Raw genomic sequence first — 20499 nt, 5'->3', positions numbered from 1 at the left:
GCACCGAAACCATCGCCCGCGCGATCGCCGAATCGAGTGCCTTCAGCATCGCCGGCGGTGGCGACACGCTGGCCGCGATCGCCAAGTACGGCATCGAGAAGGACGTCGGCTACATCTCCACCGGCGGCGGCGCGTTCCTGGAGGTGCTGGAGGGCAAGACGCTGCCCGCGTTCGAGGTGCTTGAGCGCAGGGCGTCCTGATTCACCAAGCCCTCTTCATTTCACAAAGGAGTTTTTTCATGGCGCTCGTTTCCCTCAGACAAGTCCTCGATCACGCGGCCGAACACGGCTACGGCGTGCCGGCCTTCAACGTCAACAACCTCGAACAGATCCTGGCCATCATGGAGGCCGCGCAGGAGACCGACAGCCCGGTGATCCTGCAGGCCTCGGCCGGGGCGCGCAAGTACGCGGGCGAGGCCTACCTGCGCCACATGGTGCTGGCCGCGGTCGAGGCGCACCCCGACCTGCCCGTGGTGCTGCACCAGGACCACGGCGCCACGCCGTCGGTGTGCCAGCAGTCGATCCGCTCGGGCTTCACCAGCGTGATGATGGACGGCTCGCTGCGCGAGGACGGCAAGACGCCCGCGAGCTACGACTACAACGTGGACGTAACGCGCCGCGTCTGCGAGATGGCCCATGCCGTGGGCGTGTCGGTGGAGGGCGAGCTGGGCTGCCTGGGCTCGCTGGAAACCGGCGAGGCCGGCGAGGAGGACGGCGTGGGCGCCGTGGGTACGCTCACGCACGACATGATGCTGACCGACCCGGACCAGGCGGGCGATTTCGTGGAGCGCACCGGCGTGGACGCGCTGGCGATCGCCATCGGCACCAGCCACGGCGCCTACAAGTTCACGCGCCAGCCCACCGGCGACATCCTCGCCATCGACCGCATCGCGGCCATCCACGCCAGGGTGCCCGACACGCACCTGGTGATGCACGGCAGCTCCAGCGTGCCGCAGGAGTGGCTGGCCATCATCCGCGAGCATGGCGGCGACATCAAGGAGACCTACGGCGTGCCGGTGGAGGAAATCCAGCGCGGCATCCGCAGCGGCGTGCGCAAGGTCAACATCGACACCGACATCCGGCTGGCCATGACCGGCGCGATGCGCCAGACCTTCGCGAAGGAGCGCAGCGAGTTCGACCCGCGCAAGGCGCTGCTGGCGGCGAAGAAGGCCGCGCGCGGCATCTGCAAGCAGCGCTTCGAGGCCTTCGGCAGCGCCGGGCAGGCGGGGAAGATCAAGGCGGTGTCGCTGGATACGATGGCGCAACGCTATGCCTGACTGATACCGATTCACCTTCAAAGCGATAACCGCGTTGCTTCGCCTTGCCGTGCGTCAGCACTGTCGCTCAGGCCAGCGGAAGTTCGAGCAGGAACTCGGCGCCGCCCCCGTCGGCGTTGCGCGCGCTCAGGTGGCCGCCGTGCTGCTCGACGATGGCGTAGCTGATCGACAGCCCGAGCCCGGTGCCCTTGCCGACGGGCTTGGTGGTGAAGAAGGGGTCGAAGACGCGCAGCAGGTGCTCGGGCGGGATGCCCGGGCCGTTGTCGCGCACGCTCGCGCAGGCCATGCCCGGCTTTTCGCACGCCACCGTGATCCACAGGCGGGGCGAGGCGACGGCGTCGACTGCGTCGAAGCTGTTCTGCAGCAGGTTCATCATCACCTGCTGCAACTGGCCCGCATTGCCCATGACCATGCAGGGCGCGCCGGGCTGCCAGTCCACGTCCACGGGGGCGGAGCGGCCCTTGCGCACCCAGTGGATGGAGCGGTCGATGATGTCGGTCAGGTTCACGGCGGTGCGCTCTTCCGAGTCCCGGGCGGAAAACCGCTTGAGGCCGTGGACGATGTCGGCCGTGCGCTGCGCGCCCTCGAGCGTGCCTTCGATGAGCGAGGGCAGGTCGTCGAGCAGGTGCTGAATGCGCAGTGTCTTGCGCAACTCCTGCAGCACCGGCTCGGGCGCGTGGGCGTGCAGCGCGCCGATGTAGGTCTGCAGGCGGTCGCAGTACTTGCGCAGGGCGTGCACATTGCCCAGCACGAAGCTGATCGGGTTGTTGAGTTCGTGCGCCACGCCGGCCACGAGCTGGCCGAGTGAGGCCATCTTCTCCGAATGCAGCAGTTGCTGCTGCGTGCGCTTGAGCGCCTCGTGGGCGGCGCGCATTTCGTGGTAGGCGCGCTTGAGCTCGGCCGTCGGCCGGCCGACCCAGACGGTGCCGACGCGCCGACCGTTGCTGCCGATGCGCGGCGTGCAGTTGGCGTCCACCGACACGGCGTTCCCCTGGTGGTCGAGCAGGTGCAGCTCCATGCTTTCCCCGCTGCGCGGTGCACCGGGATTCTCCATGGCCGCGCGCGCCAGTTCCATGCTCTGGGCATCGGACAGCAGCGCATACAGCAGCTTGCCACGCAACTGTTCTTCGGGCTGGCCGACCAGTTCGCACAGCGCCGCATTGGCCTGCTCGATCACGCCGTTCACATTGCAGACCACCAGCACGTCCGACATCGAGGTCAGTACGCTGAAGATGAATTGCTGGGACTGTTCGAGCTCGGCGTTCTTCTTCTCCAGCTCCACCTCGTCATCGATCAGCCGGGTATAGACCTCGTCCATCTTGTGGATCACGTCCAGCCAGGTGGACTCGTCCACGCCTTCCATGGGGGCGGCGGGCAGCGGCGTTCGGGAGCGCGGCTTGCTCATGGCGTCAATGCACGGTGCAGACCATGCAGGGGTCGAAGGATCTGACGATGTGCTGCACCGCCACCGGCGTCTGTTCACCGTCGCGCACCGGTGCGCCCACCAGCGCCTGCTCCAGCGCGCCGGGCGTGCCGGCGGCGTCGCGCGGCGAGAAGTTCCAGCTCGTGGGCGCGACGATCTGGTAGTTGGCGATGCGTCCGTGCCGTGTCACCACCCAGTGCCCGAGACTGCCGCGTGCGGCCTCCGTCAGGCCCATGCCGCTGCCCTCGTCGGGCAGCTCGGACGGTACGCAAAAGGGTTCGGTGGGCCGCAGCGCGCGCAACCAGTCCTCCATCATCGGCACGACGCGCGCGAGTTCCAGCGCACGTGCGAGCACCCGGGTATAGACGGTGCCGCCATGGCGGGCCACCGCGTCGCGCACCAGCGGATGGCTGGCCGCGAGCTGGCGTGCGATCGCGCCGGTCTCGATCACTTCGCCACCCAGGCGGGGCGCCTTGTTCCAGGTGTAGCCACCTGCTTTGTCGGGTTCGGGCCGGGTCTGCCCGAGCAACGGGTGCAGGGGCCCGGCACCGTCGGCCAGCCAGGCATGGGTGGCGTCCTCGGTGATGGCTGCCGTGTCCGCCGCCTCGAGCCGTGCCCGTCCGGCCCGCCACACACCACCGGGCAGCGCGAAGCCGCCACCGGGTTGCGCGTAGGTGCCGTAGCTCAGGTAGCGGCCGGGCCCAGGCCCCAGCGCCTCCAGTTGCAGGTCGCGCACCAGTGTGAGGAAAAAGCGCAGGTCGCCGCCCAGCGGATCCTGCGCGTGCCAGTCCCACAGCATGTCTTCGGTGTGCAGCTCGATCATGGACTCCAGCGGCGTGGCGAACAGCTGGCGTTCGAGGAAGGCACGGAACTCGCGCACGTGCGCGAGCAGGCGCACGCGTTCGGCCGCATCGATCGGCCGCGTCGAACCGCCGGGCTCGATGGCTTGCGTGTGTGGCCACTTGCCGCCCAGGGCACCCATGAGCGTGAGCCAGCGTTGTCGCGCGGCGGTGGCCGCACGCACCTGCTCGCCCTGGTTCGGTGCGAAGCGACGCACGGCCTCGGCATGCCAGGGGTGCCGGGCATACACCGGACGCGTGAAATCGGGCATGAAGAACAGGTAGAAGTGCGTGAGGTGATCGGCCAGGTTCTCGGTCGCCAGGATCAGGTTCGTCGCGTGCTGGCCGTTGGGGGGCATGGCGATGCCACCGAGCTGTGCCAGCGCACGCGCGGACGCCACCGATTGCGACACCGAGCAGATGCCGCAGATGCGTGGCACATAGACCAGCGCGTCGTGCGGCGCCTTGCCCTGCAGGATCTGCTCGAAGCCCCGGTACATGGTGGCGTTGACCTGCGCCGATGCCACGCGGCCGTCCTGCACGTCCAGTTGCACCGCGAGGTCGCCCTCGACGCGGTTGAAGGGGCCGACGATGAGGCGGGTGTCGCTGGGTGAGGTCATTTCAGTCTGGTCTTGCGAACCGCCGGTTTGACCACCAGATGATCGGACACGGCGTTGTACTTGACGCGCTTGGGCGTGGCGCTCTTGGACAGCGAGGCCAGTGCCACGAACCAGGCCTTGGGCATGTCGGTGGGCAGGCCGATGGGGATGCCCGCCAGCTTGGGCGTTTCGTGGAACGGGTGGCCCGGCTCCTGAAAACCCGGCTCGGTGCAGGCGATGCAGGCGTAGCCGCCGCGCGTGCACGAGCCTTCGCCGTTCCACAGTCGCGTGTTGCAGTCGGCGTGCACCTGGGTGCCCTTGCAGCCCATGTGCTCCATCAGGCAGCCCAGGTCGGAGGGCTTCTCCGCGCTGGCCTTGAACTCGTAGTATTCGTTGCGCGTGCAGCCGTGGTGCACCAGCTGGTCGGCGTAGAAGCGGGGCCGGTTCAGGGGGTCGAGCGCGTGGGCGTCGAACTCGCCAAGGGCCAGCGCCATCAGTGTGTCGATGACCCAGCCCGGGTGTGTCGGGCAGCCGGCCACGTTGATCACCGGCAGGCCGCTGCCCGAGCGGAAACCGGCACCGAGCAGGCCGCCGGGCTGGTCATCGTCGTACTGCAGGCCGCAGGCGTCGGTGGGGTTGTCGCCACCGGCGGTGATGCCGCCCCAGGCGGCGCAGCTGCCCACGGCCAGCACATGGCGTGCGCGCGTGCTCAGCCGCCGTACCCAATCGATCATCGGCAGACCGGTGCCGGCCAGCATGTGAAAGCGGCCCGTGCCCTGCGGGCCGCGCAGCAGGGCGCCTTCGATGCACAGGGCGTCCAGCCGCGTGTGGCCCTGCACGATGGCGTCGAGCAGCGTGACGAGCTCGTCGCCGCAGGCCAGCGACAGCGACGGGTGCCAGAGCAGGTGGATGCCGGCATCACGCAGATGGCCCTGGAAGTCGGTCGTGTCGGCGCACAGCAGCGACATGCTGCAGCCGCCACAGCCACCGCTTTGCAACCACAGCACGTTCAATGGTCCGCTCATGTCAGCCCTCCAGTCCCAGTCGCTGCATCTTGCTGCGCAGGCCGACGCGGCTCAGTCCCAGCTCCCTGGCCACGTGGCTCTTGTTCCAGCGCAGGCGTTCGAGCGTTTCGCGCAGGATCATGGCCTCGATCACGTCCAGCCGCTCGGCCAGGGTGCCCGAGCGCGGAATGGCCGGTTGCAGGTCGCCCTGGAGGGTGCCGCTGCGCCCCTGCAGCACGCGTGGCGAGAACGCCGAGGCGACCAGACGGCGCTCGTCATGCAGCGCCAGCGCCCGTGCGATCTCGTTGCGCAGCTCACGGATGTTGCCGGGCCAGGGATAGGCCATCAGGCAGGCCAGCGCCTCGTCGGGCAGCTCGGCGCCCGGGTGACCGATCTCGGTTGCCACGTCCTGGGCCAGTTGCCGCGCGATGGGGCCGATGTCGCCCACGCGCTCGCGCAGCGGCGGCATGGTCAGCGTGACACCGGCGATGCGGTAGTACAGGTCCTCGCGGAACAGGCCCTCGCGCACGCGCTGCTCCAGATCGCGGTGGGTGGCGGCGATGATGCGCACGTCCACCGGCACCGGCCGCGCCGCACCCACCGGGCGCACCTCGCCCTCCTGCAGCACGCGCAGCAGCTTGACCTGGAACGCCGGCGAGGTTTCGCCGATCTCGTCCAGGAACACAGTGCCGCCGTCGGCACGCTGGAACAGGCCGGCGTGGTCTTCGTAGGCGCCGGTGAAGGCGCCGCGCTTGTGGCCGAACAGCTCGGACTCGAGCAGGGTGTCGGGAATGGCGGCGCAGTTCTCGACTTCGAACGGGCCGCCCAGGCGCGGCGATGCGTAGTGGATGGCGCGTGCCAGCAGCTCCTTGCCGGTGCCGGATTCGCCCAGCACCAGCACCGGGATGTCGTAGCGCGCGGCGCGCTCGGCCATGGCGCACACCGCATCCAGCGGGCTGCCCGGCGAGCGCACGATGCGCCCGAAATCGAACTGGCTGCGCGCCTGCGCCATCTGCTCGGCGCTGCGCTGGCGCAGCACGCGGGTGCTGGTGCGCAACTCCAGCCCGAGCCGGCTGGTCTGGCGCTGCAGGGCCTGCGCTTCGACCGCGTTGCGCACCGCGTCGAGCAGGTGGTCGGGCGACCAGGGCTTGAGGATGTACTGGTAGATGCCGGCCTCGTTGATGCCGGCAATGATGTCCTCGCTGTCGGTGTAACCCGAGATGACGATGCGCACCACCTCGGGCCAGCGCTCGCGCACCTCCTTGAGGAAGGCCACCCCGGTGGTGCCGGGCATGCGCTGGTCGCACAGGATGACGCTGACCGGCTGGCGCTGCAGCAGGCCGCGCGCCTCGTCGGCGCTGCTGGCGGTGAAGACGGTGAAGTCCTCGTCGAGGGTGCGGCGCATCGCGTCCTGCGAGCGCACCTCGTCATCGACCACCAGCACGGTCGGCAGGGTCTCGGCGTTGGCGGGCATGTTCACCGGTGCAAGGCCAGGTGGCGGGGTGTCCAGGCGTGTGGCAGCTTGTGCACGAAGTGGTGACGTGCCACGTGGTAACTCGGATCGAAACCGTAGAAATTGCGGTGCATGCGCGCCAGTTCCTGTTCGCGGTAAAGGGCCAGCGGGCGGCTGGCTTCGTCGCGCTCGCGCGTGGCTTGCTTGGCCGCCAGTCTCTTGGGCAGATTGTAGGCGCCGGCCATCTCGCGTGCACGCTGCAGGCAACGCTGCTCGAAGCCTTCGCGCCCCTGCGCATCGCAGTGGTCGATCAGGCCCATGCGGGCCGCCTCGTCCGCGAGCAGCGGCAGCCGTGTGGCCATGAGATCGCGTGCACCGGCGTCGCCCAGGCGGCGCGGCAGCAGGTAGGTCCAGTACTCGGAGCCGTAGAGGTTGCCCATGTTCTTGTAGTGCGGGTTGAGCACCACGCCACGGTGGGCCCACACCTCATCGGCGGCCAGGGCGAGAAACACGCCGCCGGCGCCGGCGTTGCCGCGCAGCACGCTGACGGTGATCCGGTCGGTGGCGCCGATGATGGCCAGCGCCGCGTCGTCCATGGCCTGGATATTGCGCCAGGAGGCGTCGGCCGCGCTGTCACCCGGGAGGTGCGCGGCCGCCTCGATGCTGTTGAGATCGATGCCGTTGCTGAAGAAGTCCGTGCCGCCGAACAGCAGCAGCACCTGGGTGTCGCGCTTGCAGACCTGGCGCAGCGCATCGAGCAGGCGCTGGCAGCGCCCGGTGGACATGGCGCCGTTGTAGAAGTCGAACGACAGGCAGCCCACGCGCGCGCCCGCGGGGCCCTGCTCGGTATAGCGCAGTTCCCCCCACTCGTCATCGGCGCGCTGCAGCGGTACCGGCCGCCGGGGCAGGCGTGCCGCTTCATCCTCAAACAGCGCGGCGGCATCCTGCTTGAAGTGGCGATGCGCCGGGTCGGTGTCGGGCGGATCGGCCAGACGTGCCTGGCCGATCCACACCCCCCCGTCGCGCGTGCGACGCAACAAGGCGCCATCGCGCACGGCCAGCACCTCGCCCGGCGCTGCGGCGGCATGAGCGGCCATGGTGGTGGCGCTGGCCGGATGGGCGTCGCCCAGGTAGCATGGCCGGCCCCAGAGCGCATCGCACACGCCGGGCTGGCCGTCGGCGCTGCGGATTTTGGCCAGCACCCGCTCGGTGCTGTCGGCCGCCCAGTCGATGGCGCGCTCGTCCTGACGCATCAGGGGCTGCCAGCGGTCGGCCGGCGCCGGGCCTGGCCACGGCGGTGCGGTGCGCGCGCCGCTTTCGACGTGTGCCACCGCTTCGGCCACCGCCTGCCAGGCCGCCTGCGTGACCTCGCGCCGGTACAGGCTGCCCTTGCTGGTCGCCCGCGTCCGGAAGGCAGCATGTGACCAGACCGGTCCGGCATCGAAATCGCCATTCGCTTGCAGCACCGTGACCCCCCATTGGGTTTCGCCGCGCAGCACCGCCCAGTCCAGAGCCGACGGACCCCGGTCGCCCGGCGGGCCGGGGTGCACCACGAGGCAGGTCACGCGCTGCCACACCGAGGCCGGGATGCGGCGCTTGAGAAAGGGGGCAAGCACCAGGTCGGGCCGGAACAGGGTCACGGCTTCCTCCGTCACGCTGTCGGCGATGTCCAGCTCCACGCTGACAACATGGCCGGCCCGGCGCAACTCGGCAAACAGGCGCTGGCTCAGGCTGTTGAAGCTGTGACAGAGCAGGAGGATGCGCAGACTCATCGGGCTCAACAGATGCGGGGCAACTGCTCTCCGCTGAGCCAGTCGACCACCCGCCGGCCGCCGAAGCGCGTGGCCATCTGGACGAAATGGTGGGGATCGGCCGTGACCTCGCCAATGCGGGCGGCGTCGGCGCCCAGCGGGTGGGCGCGCATGGTGGCCAGCAGCGCTTCGGCCGCCTCCGGGGCCACCACGGCGATCAGCTTGCCCTCGTTGGCCACGTACAGCGGGTCCAGCCCCAGCAGCTCGCAGGCAGCGTCCACCTGCGGCCGGACCGGGATGTCGGCCTCGCGCAGCAGCATCCCCACGCCCGACTGGCGAGCCACCTCATTGAGCGTGGTCGCCAGTCCGCCGCGCGTGGGGTCGCGCAGCACGCGCACCGCGCCGGGTGCCGCCTCGAGCATGGCGGCCACCAGGGTGTGCAGCGCCGCGGTGTCGCTCTCGATGGCGGTTTCGAAGGCCAGCGACTCGCGCTGTGAGAGCACCGCCACGCCGTGGTCGCCGATGGTGCCCGACAGCAGCAGCACGTCGCCGGGGCGGGCATGGCGCCCGCTGATGTGGACGCCTGCCGGCAGCACGCCCACGCCGGTGGTGCTGATGAACACGCCGTCGCCCTTGCCCTGTTCCACCACCTTGGTGTCACCGGTGACCACCGGCACGCCGGCTTCGCGCGCGGCCGCCGCCATCGAGGTGACGATGCGCTGCAGGTCGGCCAGCGGGAAGCCTTCCTCGATGATGAAGCTGGCGCTCAGGTACAGCGGCCGGGCACCCATCATCGCCACGTCGTTGACGGTGCCGTGCACGGCCAGGCAGCCCACGTTGCCGCCGGGGAAGAACAGCGGCGAGACCACGTGGCCGTCGGTGGCCATGACCAGGCGGCCTTCGGCCGGATCGAAGGCGGGCAGGGCGAGCACCGCACCGTCGTCGCCCTGGCGCAGGAACGGGTTGTCGAAGGCCGCTAGGAACAGCTCCTCGATCAACTGGGCGGCGGCCTTGCCGCCCGCGCCGTGGCCCATGTCGATGCGACCGCGCCTGATGTCCAGCGGACGGATGTAGTTCTTCTTCACCGGCCGGGGCGCTGGCGCCTCGCCGCCAGCGGCTTGATCGATGTCGGTTCTCATGGGGTGACCTCTTCGGTGGCGGGCACGGGTGCTGCGACCACAGGGATATCGCGGAAACGGCCGTAGGTGTAGTGCGCGGCGCAGGCGCCTTCGCTCGACACCATGCAGGAGCCGACCGGGTTCTCCGGCGTGCAGACGGTGCCAAAGATCTTGCAGTCGGTCGGCCGCTTCACGCCGCGCAGGATGGCCCCGCACTCGCAGGCCTTGTTGTCGGGGACCGAGCGGTAGTCCAGTGCGAAGCGCCGCTCGGCGTCGAAGTCGGCGAAGGCCTCGCGGATCTTGAGCGCGCTGTAGGGCACCTCGCCCAGGCCGCGCCACTCGAAGCTCGGCCGCAACTCGAACACCGCCGACACCAGGGCCTGGGCCTTGCGGTTGCCCTCGGGCGTGACGGCGCGGGTGAACTCGTTCTCCACATGGGCGCGCCCATCGTTGACCTGACGCACCAGCATCAGGATGGCCTGCATCACGTCCAGCGGCTCGAAGCCGGCGATCACCACCGGTTTGCGGTATTCCTCGGCAAAGTGCTCGTAGGGCGAGGAGCCGATGACGATGCTCACGTGCGCCGGTCCGATGAAGCCGTCGATCGGTACGGTGCCGAGCTGGCGCACCTCGGGCGATTCGAGGATGTGCGTGATGGCCGAGGGTGTCAGCACGTGGCAGCACAACACGCTGAAATTGCCCAGACCCTCGTGCTGCGCCTGACGGATCGCCAGCGCCGTGGGCGGCGTCGTGGTCTCGAAACCGATGGCAAAGAACACCACCTCGCGCTCGGGGTGGGCGCGCGCCACCGCCAGCGCGTCGGCGGCCGAGTACACCATGCGGATGTCGCCGCCGCGCGCCTTGGCCTTGATGAGTGACAGGCCATCCGACGCCGGCACCCGCATCGTGTCACCGTAGGTACAGACGATGGCTCCGCGCTCGAGCGCGAGGCGGATGGCCAGGTCAATGCGGCCGATCGGCAGCACGCAGACCGGGCAGCCCGGGCCATGCACCATGCGCACGTTGGACGGCAGCAACTCCAGCACGCCATAGCGGCTGATTGCGTGCGTATGGCCGCCGCAGAACTCCATGAAGCTGTAGCGGCGGTCCGGGCGCGCCTCGTCGGCGATGCGCGCGCCGATCTGGCGGGCGAGGTCGCCGTCGCGGAATTCGTCGATGTATTTCATGGTGTGTGATCCATTTCGGCGAACAGGGCCAGGGTGCGTCGGGCTTCCTCGGGATCGACGGTGCCGATCGCGTGGCCGACGTGGACGATCACGTAGTCGCCCAGTTGCACGCCGTCGACCAGCCCGATCGAGACCTCCTTGCGGATGCCGCCGAGGTTGACCAGGGCCTGGTCGTTCGGTCGCAGTTCGACCACTTGGGCAGGAATGGCTAGGCACATGTCTCGCTCTGTTCGTTCTCTGTCGGGATTGTCGTGGGGTGGCCGCCCGGGGCTGGCGCGTGCCGCAGCTGCCGCACCGCCACCCAGGCCTGGCCGAGCGCCAGGCCGGCGTCGCCGCAGCCCTGTTCCGCCGGCAGCCAGGCCTGCAGGCCGGCTTCGTGCAAGCGCGCGAGCACGCGCTCGCGCAGGATGCGGTTGAAAAAGCAGCCGCCGCCCAGGCAGGCGGTGCCGGTGGCGTGGGCGTGCGCGGCGTCGATCAGCCAGGCGGCCAGGGCGTCGGCCAGCGCGAGGTGAAATCCTGCCGCCGCGACGTCGACGTCGGGGGCGTCGAACAGCGCGGCCAGCAGCGGCCGCAGGTCGAGCCGGTGGTGCCCGTCGATCCGGGCGCCAGGCAACGCTGGCAGGCCGGCCCGGCGTGTCAGCGCGCGTGCGGCGGCCTGCTCCAGCGCGATCGCGGCCTGCGCCTCGTCCTGCTGGCGCCAGCAAATGCCCAGCGCCCCGGCGGCGGCGTCGAACCAGCGCCCGGCGCTGCTGGTGAGCGGACTGTTGAGCCCGCGGTCCAGCATCTGGCGCAGGCCGCCGGCCACTGCCTCGCCCACCACGGGGCCGAAGCGCGGCGCGATCTCGTCGGCGCGCCCCAGTGCGTGCAGGGCGCTGGCGGCCATGCGCCAGGGCTCGCGCGCGGCGCGGTCGCCGCCGGGCAGCGCCAGCGGGTACAGGTGGCCCAGGCGCGCCCAGCGCGGCCCGTCCAGCCACAGTAGCTCGCCGCCCCAGGTGCCGAACGCGGCGTCCGGTGTGCCCAGGCCGACGCCGTCCAGTGCCAGCCCCACCGACGGTCCGTGCAGGCCATGCCCGGCCATCACCGCGGCCAGGTGCGCATGGTGGTGCTGCACGCCGATGGCGGGCACGCCCAATTGCTGTGCCGTGGCAACGGCAAGCTGGGTGCTGAAGAAATCCGGGTGCAGGTCGTGTGCGACGGCCTGCACCGGCCGGCCGGCGGCGCGGGCACGCGCGAGCAGCGCGTCGACCGAGGCCTGCAGCGCCGCGCAGGCCCCGGGGTCGGACAGGTCGCCATGCAGCGCCGACCAGTGCGCCTGCCCGTCCATCCACAGGCAGGCGGTGTTCTTGAGCCAGGCGCCGAAGGCCAGGACGGTGGTCGTCGTGGGCATGTCGCGCTCGCCGTGGGCCTCGTTCACCCGCCCGCCGGCTGGCGTTGCTGCGCCAGTTCGGCTTCGAGCTGTTGCACCCGTGCGCGCAGCGCCGCCAGTTCGGCCGCGGCGCCATCGTGGTGGTGATGCGGGTGGTGGTGGCCGTGGTGCCGGCCCATCGCGTGGTCCAGCCAGTGCAGCCAGCTGTCCATGCCCTGGCCGGTGGTGGCCGACAGCTCGATCACCTCGATCGCCGGGTTGACGCGCCGCGCCAGCTCGACGCAGCGCGCGACGTCGAATGTCACGTGCGGCAGCAGGTCGACCTTGTTGAGAATCATGAGCTGAGCGGCGGCGAACATGTCCGGGTACTTGAGCGGCTTGTCCTCGCCCTCGGTGACGGAGAGCACCGCCACCTTGGCCGCCTCGCCCAGGTCCCACATCGCGGGGCAGACCAGATTGCCGACGTTCTCGATGAACAGCAGGCCGCCGGCACCGTGATCATGGTCATGGTGGTGGTGCCCAGGGCCGTGTTCATGGTCGTGGTCGTGCCGGTGCAATTGCGCGAAGGCCTCGGCCACCATGGGCGCGTCGAGGTGGCAGCCCTTGCCGGTGTTGACCTGGAGCGCCGGCGCGCCGGTGGCGCGGATGCGGTCGGCGTCGAAGCTGGTCTGCTGGTCGCCCTCGATCACCGCCACCGGCAGGCCGGGCGCGTGCGCCTTGAGTGCCTCGATGGTGGCGCACAGCAGCGTGGTCTTGCCCGAACCCGGACTGGAGACCAGGTTGAGTGCCGTCACCCCGTGCGCGGCGAAGTGGGCGCGGTTGCGCGCCGCGACGCGGTTGTTGGCGCCGAGGATGTCGGTCTCGATCCGGAGCGCGCGCTCCTGGCTCATGCCGGGCACCGAGACCCGGGCCGCGCCGGTGCCGAAGTGCAGGTCGCCATGGGCGGAACCGGTGTGTGCGGCCCCGGCGGTGTCGATGTCCCGCCGGTGCTGCGTGTGGGTGGGGCTGTTGTCACTGCATCCGCATACGACGCACATGTTGGGTCTCCTGTTATGGGTTCATCCGGGGGCTGCCCGTATCATCGCTGACGCGCATGTCGAGCACGCGCAATTCCATGCCGCCCGTGGGTTGCAATTGGTAGCCGCCGCAGTCGGGGCAGGGGTCGCCGCGTTGCGCGATCGGCACGCTGTGCGCGCAGGCCATGCACCAGGCCTGGCCCGGCGGCTCGTCGATGTCGATGCGGGCGCCTTCGAGCATCGTGCCGGGCGCCAGGCTCTCGAGCGCGAAGCGCAGCGCGCGCACGTCCACACCGGCCAACTGGCCGGCCTCCAGCCGCAGTGCCAGCAAGCGCGCAAAACCTTCGCGCCGCGCGGTCTCTTCCACCAGCTGCAGCACGCCACCGGCCAGGCTTGCCTCATGCATGATCGGTCTCCATGGCAGCGGGCGCCCGGGTGGGCGCCGCCGCATCGTCGTCGAGGTGGAACGGCACGCAGGGATCCAGTGCGGCCATGAGCAGGCGCACGTGCGGCCCCGGCTCGTGGGCGTTGTCGGCCGGCAAGTGTGCCAGCGCCCGTGCCGCCACCCCCCGGGGGTGGAAATTCCAGTCGGTCGGGGCGAGCACCTGGCACGCGGCCACCCGGGACTCGCCGTCGGCCACGCCGTCCAGCTGCACATAGTGGATCAGCAGCCCGCGCGCCATCTCCACCCAGGCCAGCGCCTGGCCCGGGCCCAGCGGTCGCGCACCCCAGTGCAGCCAGCCGGCACCGGCCTGGGCAGGGTCATCGGGCAGGCTCAGGCGCACCAGCTCGGCAATGCGGCCACCCAGCAGCGCCCAGGCCGAGGCCGGCATCGACGTGGCCGCATCGCGCAGCCGCGTCCAGCTGCCGGTGTGTGCCGGCTGCCCTTGCCATTCGAGGGTGGCCGGCTCGGTGTCGTGCCCGGCCAGCTCGCGGCCCAGCGCATACGGATCCCCCTGCGGTCCATGTGGCCGCAGTGCCGGCACTGCATTCAGGTCCAGCGCCACGTCGGCCGGGCGGGCCGCATGCAGCAGCCGTGCCAGCCAGCCGTCGTGGCGCTCGCTCCAGGCCCGCAGCCAGTCGGCGCCGTCGCTGCGCCACAGGCGCAGCCAGGTGTCGGGTGCCATGTGCAGCCAGCGCGCCTGCAGCCAGTCCAGAGCCTCGGCCCAGGGGGTGGGTGCGTCGGCGCGGGTGGCCAGCCACGGACAGTTGCGCAGGTCGGCCAGGGCCGCGGCGGCGGATTCATCCGGCAGCAGCAGGCGCGGCCAGTCCAGGCCGATGCGGCGCACATGCTCGGCCGCGGTTTCGCGTTGCAGCGCGCGGCCCGGTGGCGGCGCCGGCGGCAGCAGGCCCGGTGCGGCGGCCTGCAGCGCCAGCAGGCTGCACAGCCGGTGCGACTGCCCGCACAGGCTGAACAGGCTGCCCAGCAGGCCGGGCAGCACGCTGGCCGGCTGACCGGCGCTCAGGCGGCCCACCAGCGCACGCCGCGTGCTGCGCAGGTTGTGGCCCACGGGGGCGCCGGGCCGCAGGTACAGGGTGCCGGCCAGGTCGGGCAGGCCGTCCGCGCCCGGCGTGGTGCGCCCGGTCATGGTCGCGCTCCCGTGGCCACGCCGCGACCCCGTCCGAGCAGAAAGGCGCGCCGCGGCGGCACCACCTCGGCAGCCGTGGCAGGCGCCGGTGCCGGCCGCAGCTGCGCCAGCGCCGACTGCGCGGTTTCGCGCGCCAGTGACTGGTCGGTGAAGCCGTCCATGGGGGAGAACAGGGCGCAGGTCTCGTGGAACCCGACCGCCGGGTCGTGCGCGCCGATGAAGTCGAAACGCTCGTTGCCGAAGGCATGTACCCGGCTGCGGCCGACGCGCCCGCCGTGCGGTTCCGGCGCCGCGGGCAGGCGCACCAGGCTCATGAACCAGGGCGTGATGAGGATGCCCTCGGCCACCGCCGGTGGCTCGGCGCCATCCTGTGCCGGGGTTGCCCAGGCGAAGCCCACCGCTTCCACCGACAGCGCGGGGTTGAGCAGGGGCAGGCCCTGCATGCGCTCACGCTGCACGTGCCGGTAGAAATCCACGAGCGTCTGCACGCGGGGTTCGAGCGGGGGCGGGGCGGTCTTGCTCACAGCAGCAGGAACTGATCGGGCGGGCAGTCGCAGTTGGGGCAGCGCCAGTGCGGTGGCAGGTCGGCAAACGGCGTGCCGGGCGGAATCTGCCATTGTGCGTCGCCCAGGGCCGGGTCGTAGACCCACCAGCAGATCTTGCACTCCAGGCGCGAGTCGGGCCGCAGGGCCTGGCGGTTGCCCAGGTACGAGCCTTCGAAGCCCTCGAAGTGGCCGACGGACGGCTGGAGAGCATCCGCCTTCATGGCGATCCCAGGTAGTTCACCACGTCGCGCAGGCGATCGAGCGAATCGCGCAGATCCTCGGGCGCGGCCATGGCCACTTCGGGCATGTCCACCACCTCGACGGTGTTGAGGATGACGGTATCCATGGCGTTGTAATAGACCACGCGCCAGCAGTTCGGCAAGCGGGTGTTGGTGATGCGGCAGTTGCCATAGCCGCGCGAGAGCATCAGCACCCGGCCGGTGCCCAACTCGTGGTCGAGGAAGGCGATGTCCTCGGGTGTGACCGGCAGCAGGCTGAGGTTGACCACGTGGGGTGCCTGGCCCGGTTGCCAGCGGGCGGCATGGTCGCGGATCTCGTCCACCAGCAGCGGCGCGTTCTGCACGTTGGGTGGCAGCGGGGCGGACCACGCCTGGCGCCGGGTGCTGGCGTCGGTGGCCGCCACGTCACGCAGCAGCACCGGCACGGGGCCGACTTCGATCGCATCGTCGACCAGGCTGTCCCGGTCCCAGGCCATCACCCGCCAGACACCGGCGAACACCGATTCCTGGATGCGCACCTCAATCCGGTCGCCGGCGTCCTGCACGATGGCACTGGCCTCGCCCTCGCCCAGCACCTGGTTGATCAGGTGGCGGTCATCCGGCGCCAGCGCCTGCAGATCGACCTGGCCGCCCGGGCCGCCGTGCGCGCTGCGCTCCAGCAGGGCCAGCACCTGGTGCAGCGCCTGCCGTGCGGCCGTGCGGTCCGCCACGTCTTCGGGCTCCGGCAACACCGGGGGCCGGTAGGTGTTCATGTCCCGGGGCAGGGGCAGGTAGTCGAGAGACTCGTCCTCCGCCTGCGAGCCGGGGCCCAGGGCGACGACGGGGATCGGAAAAGCTTTCATGTGGTGGGTCCCCCGGTTCAGTGGCACGCGCCGGGGCCGGGCTGGCTGACCACGGGAATGCCGATGGTGGGCGGGCGTGAGGTGGGCATGGTCAGCGCGGCTTGCACGGCGTCCAGGTACACGTCCCAGTCCTGCATGCCGGCGATGGCCGTGACATAGTGGCCGTGGCGAAAGAACAGCAGCGAAGGCCAGCGTTGCGAACCATAACGGCGTGCCACGGCGTCCTCGTGCTCGCGCGCTACCACGGCCAGCGCGAAGCGCCCCGGGAAGGCTTTCATCAACTCGGGCAGCACCGCCGCCACATCCACCCCCTCGGGAAAGCGGACCGGATCACCGGCCAGCAGGACGACCCGGTCGCCACCTTCGGCGACCCAGTCGGCAACGGTGTGTTCATCGACCCAGCGGGCACCGAAGTCTCGGGCCAGGCGTTGCACCAGCGGTGCGTGGACTTCGTCGGTCTCGGTCATGTCGTCTCCGGAAGGGTAGGGGGCGCCAGCAGGGTACGGGGGTCCATCTGCGATGGCAGGGCAAAGCCCACGTCGGCGTGGGCGGCAGCGCCCTGCAAGGCCCCCAGCACGAGGTCCAGGGCACTGTCGACCTCGGCCGCACGGCTGGCATCGATGCGCTCGCGTGCATCGTTCAGGAACACCAGCAGCCAGTCACCGGGGGCCACCGGGCCGACCAGTGCCGTGTTGATCCGCCGGCGCTCGCCCCGGCCCTCGCACAGTGCGAAACGGCCTTCGGAGGCGACGACCTGCATGGGCATGCCGATGCACATGGTTCAGGCCTCCGTGCGCGGCAGAAAGCGTTCGTCGCCGATGCGGCAGGCCGCGTCCGCGCCCGGGCGCTGGGCCTCGTAGGCAGCCAGGGCCAGCTCGTCCAGCGTCACCGCGTCGCGCGGCGCCAGGGGAGCCTGGCGCTGGCGGGGCTGCGCCCCCCAGCGGGCCAGTTCGGCCAGCCCCCGGGTCAGGGCCTCACCCATGGCCGCCTTGACGACGGGGCGCAAGCTGCCACCGTAGTCCTCCAGCTCCTGCGGCTGGCAGCCGATCAGCAGCACCTGCGCCGGGTATTTGCCGGTGAACTGCGCCAGTGACAGCACCTCCTGAAAGCCGGTCTGGTGCAGGCTCATCTTCTTGGCGCCCATGAAGCGTGGCACCTCGTCGTCGCGCACTTCCCGGAGGGTGCCCGGGGCCAGCCCGTAGTCGACCGCATCGAAGATCAGCAGGGCATCGGCTTCCTGCACATGCTGGATCAGGTACAGGCCCTGCGTGCCGCCATCGATGAGGCTCACGTGCGGGGCGAACTCCCAGTCGCGTTGCAGGGCCTCGACGCAGCGCACGCCGAAGCCTTCGTCGGCCCACAGCAGGTTGCCGATGCCCAGCACGACGATGCGACCGGGCGCGTCCGGCGCGCGTGCGGTGTCGCGGAGGTGGTCCATGGGCTCAGTCCTTGAAGGTCCGGTGGCCGGAGATCATGGTCGAGACGATGCTCTGGCGGCCCATGATGTCTTCGCGGATCGCCGCGTACACGTGCAGCGCGATGAACATCACCATCGCCCACATGCCCAGCCGGTGCCAGGTGTGCAGGTCCTGGCTCTGGCCGAACAGCGGGATCACCCAGCCGAACAGCCGCTCCTGCCACGAACCCATCTGCGCGCCTTCGCCGTACAGCGCGAAGCCGGTGACGATCATGAACAGCGAGAGCATCAGGTAGCCGAAGAACATGGCCAGCCGTGCCAGGGGGTTGTGGCCCACGTACTGGTTCGGCCGCGGGATCAGAAACAGGTACCAGCGCACCATCCGGAACACCTCGCGCCAGTAGGCGCCACGCAGCAGAGGCACCCAGAACAGCTCGCGCGCGTGGTGATTGCCCACGAGCGCCCAGTAGGCGCGGCCCAGCAGGCCTACCGCCATGATGTAGCCGGCCGTGAAATGCGCGAAGCGGATGTAGCCCATCAGGTAGTTGGCACTGGCCTCGCCGGGCTGGGTGGGCAGGGGCTGGCCGATGAAGTAGCCCGTGACGCACAGCACCACGATGGCCAGCACATTGATCCAGTGCCAGATGCGCACCGGCGCCTCGTACACATAGACCGACTTGATGGACTGCCCGTGCTGCACCGCGGTGGCGTCCACGCCGGTGGCGTCGGCCAGGCGCTGTTGTGCCAGATCTTGCGAAGACAAGGTGGACATGCGGTTCTCCTCTCTGTGGGGGCCGGTCGGCCGTGTTTCAGGCGGCCAGTTGACCGAACAGGTAGATCCCGGCGGCGCCCAGCGCGGCACCCAGGCCGCCCAGGGCCAGGCCGCTGCGTTCGGCCAGCCAGCGCCGGATCGCCAGCCCGATGCCGACGCCGCCGATGTGCAGCGCCGCCGTCGTCAGCAGGAAGCCGGCGGCGTAGCCCGCGAAGCCCGACGCGGGCGTTTCCGAGCCATGCGCCAGGCCGTGCAGCGCGGCGGCCATCGCGATCAGGCCCAGGCCGCTGGCCGGTGGCATGGGGCGGCGGGCCAACACCAGCATGGCACCGAACAGCACGACCGACAGCGCCACCCCGTGTTCGAGGTAGGGCACGGTCGCGCCCAGCATGCCCAGCGCGGCGCTGACCACCAGCGCGAGCAAGAAGGTGGCCGGGCCTTGCCAGGCCTGGCGTGCGGGCAGGGCCGAGACCGACCAGATGCCCACGGCCACCATGGCCAGCAGGTGGTCAGGGCCGAAGGGGTGCACCAGCCCCTCCATCAGGCTGTGGGTGCCGTGGCCGGTGTGGGCCTGCGCGGCGGTGGCCAGGCCAGCCAGCACGGTCAGGGCGGCGATACGGCGCAGGTGGTGTCGGGAAGTTTTCATCGGAACGGTCTCCTGAATCGTTGTGGGGTACGTCCTCATGGGCGTCAGCGCACGGTCACGCGTGCCATCTCCTGGCCATCGGGGCTCATCACGTGCGTGGAGCAGGCCAGACAGGGGTCGAAGCTGTGCAGCGTGCGCAGGATCTCCAGCGGCTGCTCGGGGTTCACCATGGGCGTGTTCATCAGCGAAGCCTCGAAGGCGCCGATCTGGCCCTTGGCGTCGCGCGGTGAGCCGTTCCAGGTGGTGGGCACCACGCACTGGTAATTCTCGATCCTGCCATCCTTGATCCTGATCCAGTGGCCCAGCATGCCGCGCGGCGCGGCCACCGTGCCCACGCCCTTGGCCTCCTTGGGCCAGGTGGCCGGGTCCCATTTCTCCACATTGGCCGTGGCGGTGTCGCCCGCCTTGATGTTGCCGACCATCTGGCGGAAGTCGTCCATCATCATCTCGGCGGCGTACTGGCTCTCCAGCGCCCGCGCCAGCGTGCGGCCGATGGTCGTGGGCAGCAACTGCTTGGCGGTGTAGCCGGTCTCGGGCAGGCCCAGGGCCTTGGGAATGGCGCTGTTGATCGCGATGGCCGACGCGTCCACCTGCTCCTTGACGCGCTGGCAGTATTTGTTGCCTTTCACCGCGTGGGCGTAGCCCAGGATGTAGCGCGACAGCGGACCGACCTCGACCGCGTGGCCGCGCCAGCGCGGCGACTTGATCCACGAGTACTTGGCCGATTCGTCGAGCTGCTCGATCTTCGTGCGCGTGCCCTTGAAGTTCGGGCCTTCGGGCCGGTAGTTCGCCTCGGTCACGCCGTCCCAGGGGTGCAGGCCCTGGCTTTCATCGGCGTACTTGTACCAGGAGTGGGTCACGAACTCCTGCACCTGTTCCGGGTCGCGCGGGTCGATCTCGTGGATCTTGTCCCAGTCGCCGTCCAGGATCACGCCGCCCGGCAACTGGTGCGTGCTGTGGTCGTAGGGCACCTTCTCGTAGGTGCCGTAGTCGGCCACGTTGAGCGCCGACAGGCCGCCGCCGTAGAGCCAGCCCGCCTGCTTGTAGAGGGTGCCGATGGCCAGCACGTCCGGGATGTAGACGTTGTTGTTGAAGTCGATCATCTCCTTGATGCGGGCCTCGACGAAGTTCAGGCGCTCCATGTTGATGGGCGCGCCGGCCGCGCCGTCGCCGTCGATGTTGATCGCGCAGGGCACGCCGCCCACCATGTAGTTGGGGTGCGGGTTCTTGCCGCCGAAGATGGTGTGCACCTTGACCCATTCCTTTTGCAGGTCCAGCGCCTCCAGATAATGGGTCACCGCCATCAGGTTGGCCTCGGCCGGCAGCACGTAGGCCTTGGAGCCCCAGTAGCCGTTGGCGAAGGGGCCGAGCTGGCCGCTCTCGACGAACTTCTTCAGCCGGTTCTGCACGTCGCGGA

General features: G+C 70.3%; 23 protein-coding genes. 2 read left to right on the top strand and 21 right to left on the bottom strand.

The features are described from left to right. Both pgk and fba read left to right on the top strand, forming a co-directional pair. Positions 1 to 200 (top strand): phosphoglycerate kinase (pgk, locus tag PHQ87_RS06675; protein WP_300232338.1); only part of this gene is annotated, 200 nt, incomplete at its 5' end. A gap of 38 nt (positions 201 to 238) precedes the next feature. Continuing rightward, the gene (fba, locus tag PHQ87_RS06670; protein ID WP_300232336.1) at positions 239 to 1276 is read left to right on the top strand and encodes a class II fructose-bisphosphate aldolase; all 1038 of its coding nucleotides are present in this window, start codon (positions 239 to 241) and stop codon (positions 1274 to 1276) included. Between the two features lie 67 nt (positions 1277 to 1343). Here the strand turns inward: fba and PHQ87_RS06665 are convergent, their stop codons facing one another. From PHQ87_RS06665 to PHQ87_RS06565, 21 genes are all read right to left on the bottom strand, one after another. Next, positions 1344 to 2681 carry an ATP-binding protein gene (locus tag PHQ87_RS06665; RefSeq protein ID WP_300232334.1) on the bottom strand — a complete coding sequence of 446 codons (1338 nt, stop codon included), beginning with the start codon at positions 2679 to 2681 and terminating at the stop codon, positions 1344 to 1346. A 4-nt stretch (positions 2682 to 2685) separates the two neighbouring features. Further along, complete coding sequence (locus PHQ87_RS06660) at positions 2686 to 4158, bottom strand: nickel-dependent hydrogenase large subunit (protein WP_300232332.1); 1473 nt, start codon at positions 4156 to 4158, stop codon at positions 2686 to 2688. Continuing rightward, on the bottom strand, positions 4155 to 5162 hold the full coding sequence (locus PHQ87_RS06655; RefSeq protein WP_300232330.1) for a HupU protein: 1008 nt from the start codon (positions 5160 to 5162) through the stop codon (positions 4155 to 4157). Before PHQ87_RS06655 ends, PHQ87_RS06660 begins: the two co-directional genes overlap by 4 nt. Before the next feature lies 1 nt (position 5163). Beyond that, positions 5164 to 6615 (bottom strand): sigma-54 dependent transcriptional regulator, encoded by a 1452-nt coding sequence (locus tag PHQ87_RS06650; RefSeq protein ID WP_300232327.1) that lies wholly within the window; start codon positions 6613 to 6615, stop codon positions 5164 to 5166. Between the two features lie 2 nt (positions 6616 to 6617). Then, positions 6618 to 8366 carry an enoyl-CoA hydratase-related protein gene (locus PHQ87_RS06645; RefSeq protein ID WP_300232325.1) on the bottom strand — a complete coding sequence of 583 codons (1749 nt, stop codon included), beginning with the start codon at positions 8364 to 8366 and terminating at the stop codon, positions 6618 to 6620. Between the two features lie 5 nt (positions 8367 to 8371). Beyond that, entirely contained in the window at positions 8372 to 9484 is a 1113-nt protein-coding gene (gene hypE / locus PHQ87_RS06640; protein ID WP_300232323.1) for a hydrogenase expression/formation protein HypE, read from the bottom strand. Then, positions 9481 to 10650 carry a hydrogenase formation protein HypD gene (hypD, locus tag PHQ87_RS06635; protein ID WP_300232321.1) on the bottom strand — a complete coding sequence of 390 codons (1170 nt, stop codon included), beginning with the start codon at positions 10648 to 10650 and terminating at the stop codon, positions 9481 to 9483. Before hypD ends, hypE begins: the two co-directional genes overlap by 4 nt. Beyond that, positions 10647 to 10868, bottom strand: a complete 222-nt coding sequence (locus PHQ87_RS06630; RefSeq protein WP_300232320.1) for a HypC/HybG/HupF family hydrogenase formation chaperone — start codon at positions 10866 to 10868, stop codon at positions 10647 to 10649. Before PHQ87_RS06630 ends, hypD begins: the two co-directional genes overlap by 4 nt. Beyond that, positions 10859 to 12037, bottom strand: a complete 1179-nt coding sequence (locus PHQ87_RS06625) for a carbamoyltransferase HypF (protein WP_300232319.1) — start codon at positions 12035 to 12037, stop codon at positions 10859 to 10861. The genes PHQ87_RS06630 and PHQ87_RS06625 overlap by 10 nt, the downstream gene beginning before the upstream one ends. 23 nt (positions 12038 to 12060) lie before the next feature. Further along, positions 12061 to 13053, bottom strand: a complete 993-nt coding sequence (gene hypB / locus PHQ87_RS06620) for a hydrogenase nickel incorporation protein HypB (protein WP_300232318.1) — start codon at positions 13051 to 13053, stop codon at positions 12061 to 12063. A gap of 13 nt (positions 13054 to 13066) precedes the next feature. Then, positions 13067 to 13438 carry a hydrogenase maturation nickel metallochaperone HypA gene (locus tag PHQ87_RS06615; RefSeq protein WP_300232317.1) on the bottom strand — a complete coding sequence of 124 codons (372 nt, stop codon included), beginning with the start codon at positions 13436 to 13438 and terminating at the stop codon, positions 13067 to 13069. Next, positions 13431 to 14621 (bottom strand): hypothetical protein, encoded by a 1191-nt coding sequence (locus PHQ87_RS06610; RefSeq protein WP_300232316.1) that lies wholly within the window; start codon positions 14619 to 14621, stop codon positions 13431 to 13433. Before PHQ87_RS06610 ends, PHQ87_RS06615 begins: the two co-directional genes overlap by 8 nt. Continuing rightward, a complete protein-coding gene (gene hybE, locus PHQ87_RS06605) occupies positions 14618 to 15145 on the bottom strand; it encodes a [NiFe]-hydrogenase assembly chaperone HybE (RefSeq protein ID WP_300232315.1) in 528 nt (175 codons plus the stop codon). The genes PHQ87_RS06610 and hybE overlap by 4 nt, the downstream gene beginning before the upstream one ends. Continuing rightward, positions 15142 to 15387 (bottom strand): rubredoxin, encoded by a 246-nt coding sequence (locus PHQ87_RS06600; protein ID WP_300232314.1) that lies wholly within the window; start codon positions 15385 to 15387, stop codon positions 15142 to 15144. The genes hybE and PHQ87_RS06600 overlap by 4 nt, the downstream gene beginning before the upstream one ends. Beyond that, positions 15384 to 16247: a hydrogenase expression/formation protein gene (locus PHQ87_RS06595; protein WP_300232313.1), complete on the bottom strand. Its 864-nt coding sequence runs from the start codon at positions 16245 to 16247 to the stop codon at positions 15384 to 15386. The genes PHQ87_RS06600 and PHQ87_RS06595 overlap by 4 nt, the downstream gene beginning before the upstream one ends. Before the next feature lie 17 nt (positions 16248 to 16264). Further along, the gene (locus PHQ87_RS06590; RefSeq protein WP_300232312.1) at positions 16265 to 16714 is read right to left on the bottom strand and encodes a hydrogenase; all 450 of its coding nucleotides are present in this window, start codon (positions 16712 to 16714) and stop codon (positions 16265 to 16267) included. After that, entirely contained in the window at positions 16711 to 17025 is a 315-nt protein-coding gene (locus tag PHQ87_RS06585) for a HypC/HybG/HupF family hydrogenase formation chaperone (protein ID WP_300232311.1), read from the bottom strand. Before PHQ87_RS06585 ends, PHQ87_RS06590 begins: the two co-directional genes overlap by 4 nt. Positions 17026 to 17028: 3 nt before the next feature. Further along, positions 17029 to 17685: a HyaD/HybD family hydrogenase maturation endopeptidase gene (locus PHQ87_RS06580; RefSeq protein ID WP_300232310.1), complete on the bottom strand. Its 657-nt coding sequence runs from the start codon at positions 17683 to 17685 to the stop codon at positions 17029 to 17031. Positions 17686 to 17689: 4 nt separating this feature from the next. Continuing rightward, on the bottom strand, positions 17690 to 18436 hold the full coding sequence (gene cybH / locus PHQ87_RS06575; protein WP_300232309.1) for a Ni/Fe-hydrogenase, b-type cytochrome subunit: 747 nt from the start codon (positions 18434 to 18436) through the stop codon (positions 17690 to 17692). A 37-nt stretch (positions 18437 to 18473) separates the two neighbouring features. Further along, positions 18474 to 19082 carry a HupE/UreJ family protein gene (locus PHQ87_RS06570; protein ID WP_300232308.1) on the bottom strand — a complete coding sequence of 203 codons (609 nt, stop codon included), beginning with the start codon at positions 19080 to 19082 and terminating at the stop codon, positions 18474 to 18476. Positions 19083 to 19126: 44 nt separating this feature from the next. Next, a partial coding sequence (locus PHQ87_RS06565; RefSeq protein ID WP_300232307.1) for a nickel-dependent hydrogenase large subunit occupies positions 19127 to 20499 on the bottom strand: 1373 nt, incomplete at its 5' end.

This window comes from Hydrogenophaga sp., assembly GCF_028698005.1.
Classification (GTDB): Bacteria; Pseudomonadota; Gammaproteobacteria; order Burkholderiales; family Burkholderiaceae_C; genus Hydrogenophaga.
The sequence above is the reverse complement of the archived record's forward strand: the minus strand, read 5'-3'. Positions and strand labels throughout refer to the sequence as shown.

What these genes read in the sequence shown, in the direction of transcription:
- hypB (WP_300232318.1), bottom strand. Translation starts at nt 13,053, where the DNA reads ATGTGCGTCGTATGCGGATGCAGTGACAACAGCCCCACCCACACGCAG.
- hypE (WP_300232323.1), bottom strand. Translation starts at nt 9,484, where the DNA reads ATGAGAACCGACATCGATCAAGCCGCTGGCGGCGAGGCGCCAGCGCCC.
- PHQ87_RS06650 (WP_300232327.1), bottom strand. Translation starts at nt 6,615, where the DNA reads ATGCCCGCCAACGCCGAGACCCTGCCGACCGTGCTGGTGGTCGATGAC.
- cybH (WP_300232309.1), bottom strand. Translation starts at nt 18,436, where the DNA reads ATGTCCACCTTGTCTTCGCAAGATCTGGCACAACAGCGCCTGGCCGAC.
- PHQ87_RS06615 (WP_300232317.1), bottom strand. Translation starts at nt 13,438, where the DNA reads ATGCATGAGGCAAGCCTGGCCGGTGGCGTGCTGCAGCTGGTGGAAGAG.
- PHQ87_RS06595 (WP_300232313.1), bottom strand. Translation starts at nt 16,247, where the DNA reads ATGAAAGCTTTTCCGATCCCCGTCGTCGCCCTGGGCCCCGGCTCGCAG.
- PHQ87_RS06660 (WP_300232332.1), bottom strand. Translation starts at nt 4,158, where the DNA reads ATGACCTCACCCAGCGACACCCGCCTCATCGTCGGCCCCTTCAACCGC.
- hypD (WP_300232321.1), bottom strand. Translation starts at nt 10,650, where the DNA reads ATGAAATACATCGACGAATTCCGCGACGGCGACCTCGCCCGCCAGATC.
- PHQ87_RS06585 (WP_300232311.1), bottom strand. Translation starts at nt 17,025, where the DNA reads ATGTGCATCGGCATGCCCATGCAGGTCGTCGCCTCCGAAGGCCGTTTC.
- PHQ87_RS06645 (WP_300232325.1), bottom strand. Translation starts at nt 8,366, where the DNA reads ATGAGTCTGCGCATCCTCCTGCTCTGTCACAGCTTCAACAGCCTGAGC.
- PHQ87_RS06570 (WP_300232308.1), bottom strand. Translation starts at nt 19,082, where the DNA reads ATGAAAACTTCCCGACACCACCTGCGCCGTATCGCCGCCCTGACCGTG.
- fba (WP_300232336.1), top strand. Translation starts at nt 239, where the DNA reads ATGGCGCTCGTTTCCCTCAGACAAGTCCTCGATCACGCGGCCGAACAC.
- PHQ87_RS06625 (WP_300232319.1), bottom strand. Translation starts at nt 12,037, where the DNA reads ATGCCCACGACGACCACCGTCCTGGCCTTCGGCGCCTGGCTCAAGAAC.
- PHQ87_RS06655 (WP_300232330.1), bottom strand. Translation starts at nt 5,162, where the DNA reads ATGAGCGGACCATTGAACGTGCTGTGGTTGCAAAGCGGTGGCTGTGGC.
- PHQ87_RS06600 (WP_300232314.1), bottom strand. Translation starts at nt 15,387, where the DNA reads ATGAAGGCGGATGCTCTCCAGCCGTCCGTCGGCCACTTCGAGGGCTTC.
- PHQ87_RS06630 (WP_300232320.1), bottom strand. Translation starts at nt 10,868, where the DNA reads ATGTGCCTAGCCATTCCTGCCCAAGTGGTCGAACTGCGACCGAACGAC.
- PHQ87_RS06590 (WP_300232312.1), bottom strand. Translation starts at nt 16,714, where the DNA reads ATGACCGAGACCGACGAAGTCCACGCACCGCTGGTGCAACGCCTGGCC.
- PHQ87_RS06580 (WP_300232310.1), bottom strand. Translation starts at nt 17,685, where the DNA reads ATGGACCACCTCCGCGACACCGCACGCGCGCCGGACGCGCCCGGTCGC.
- PHQ87_RS06610 (WP_300232316.1), bottom strand. Translation starts at nt 14,621, where the DNA reads ATGACCGGGCGCACCACGCCGGGCGCGGACGGCCTGCCCGACCTGGCC.
- PHQ87_RS06665 (WP_300232334.1), bottom strand. Translation starts at nt 2,681, where the DNA reads ATGAGCAAGCCGCGCTCCCGAACGCCGCTGCCCGCCGCCCCCATGGAA.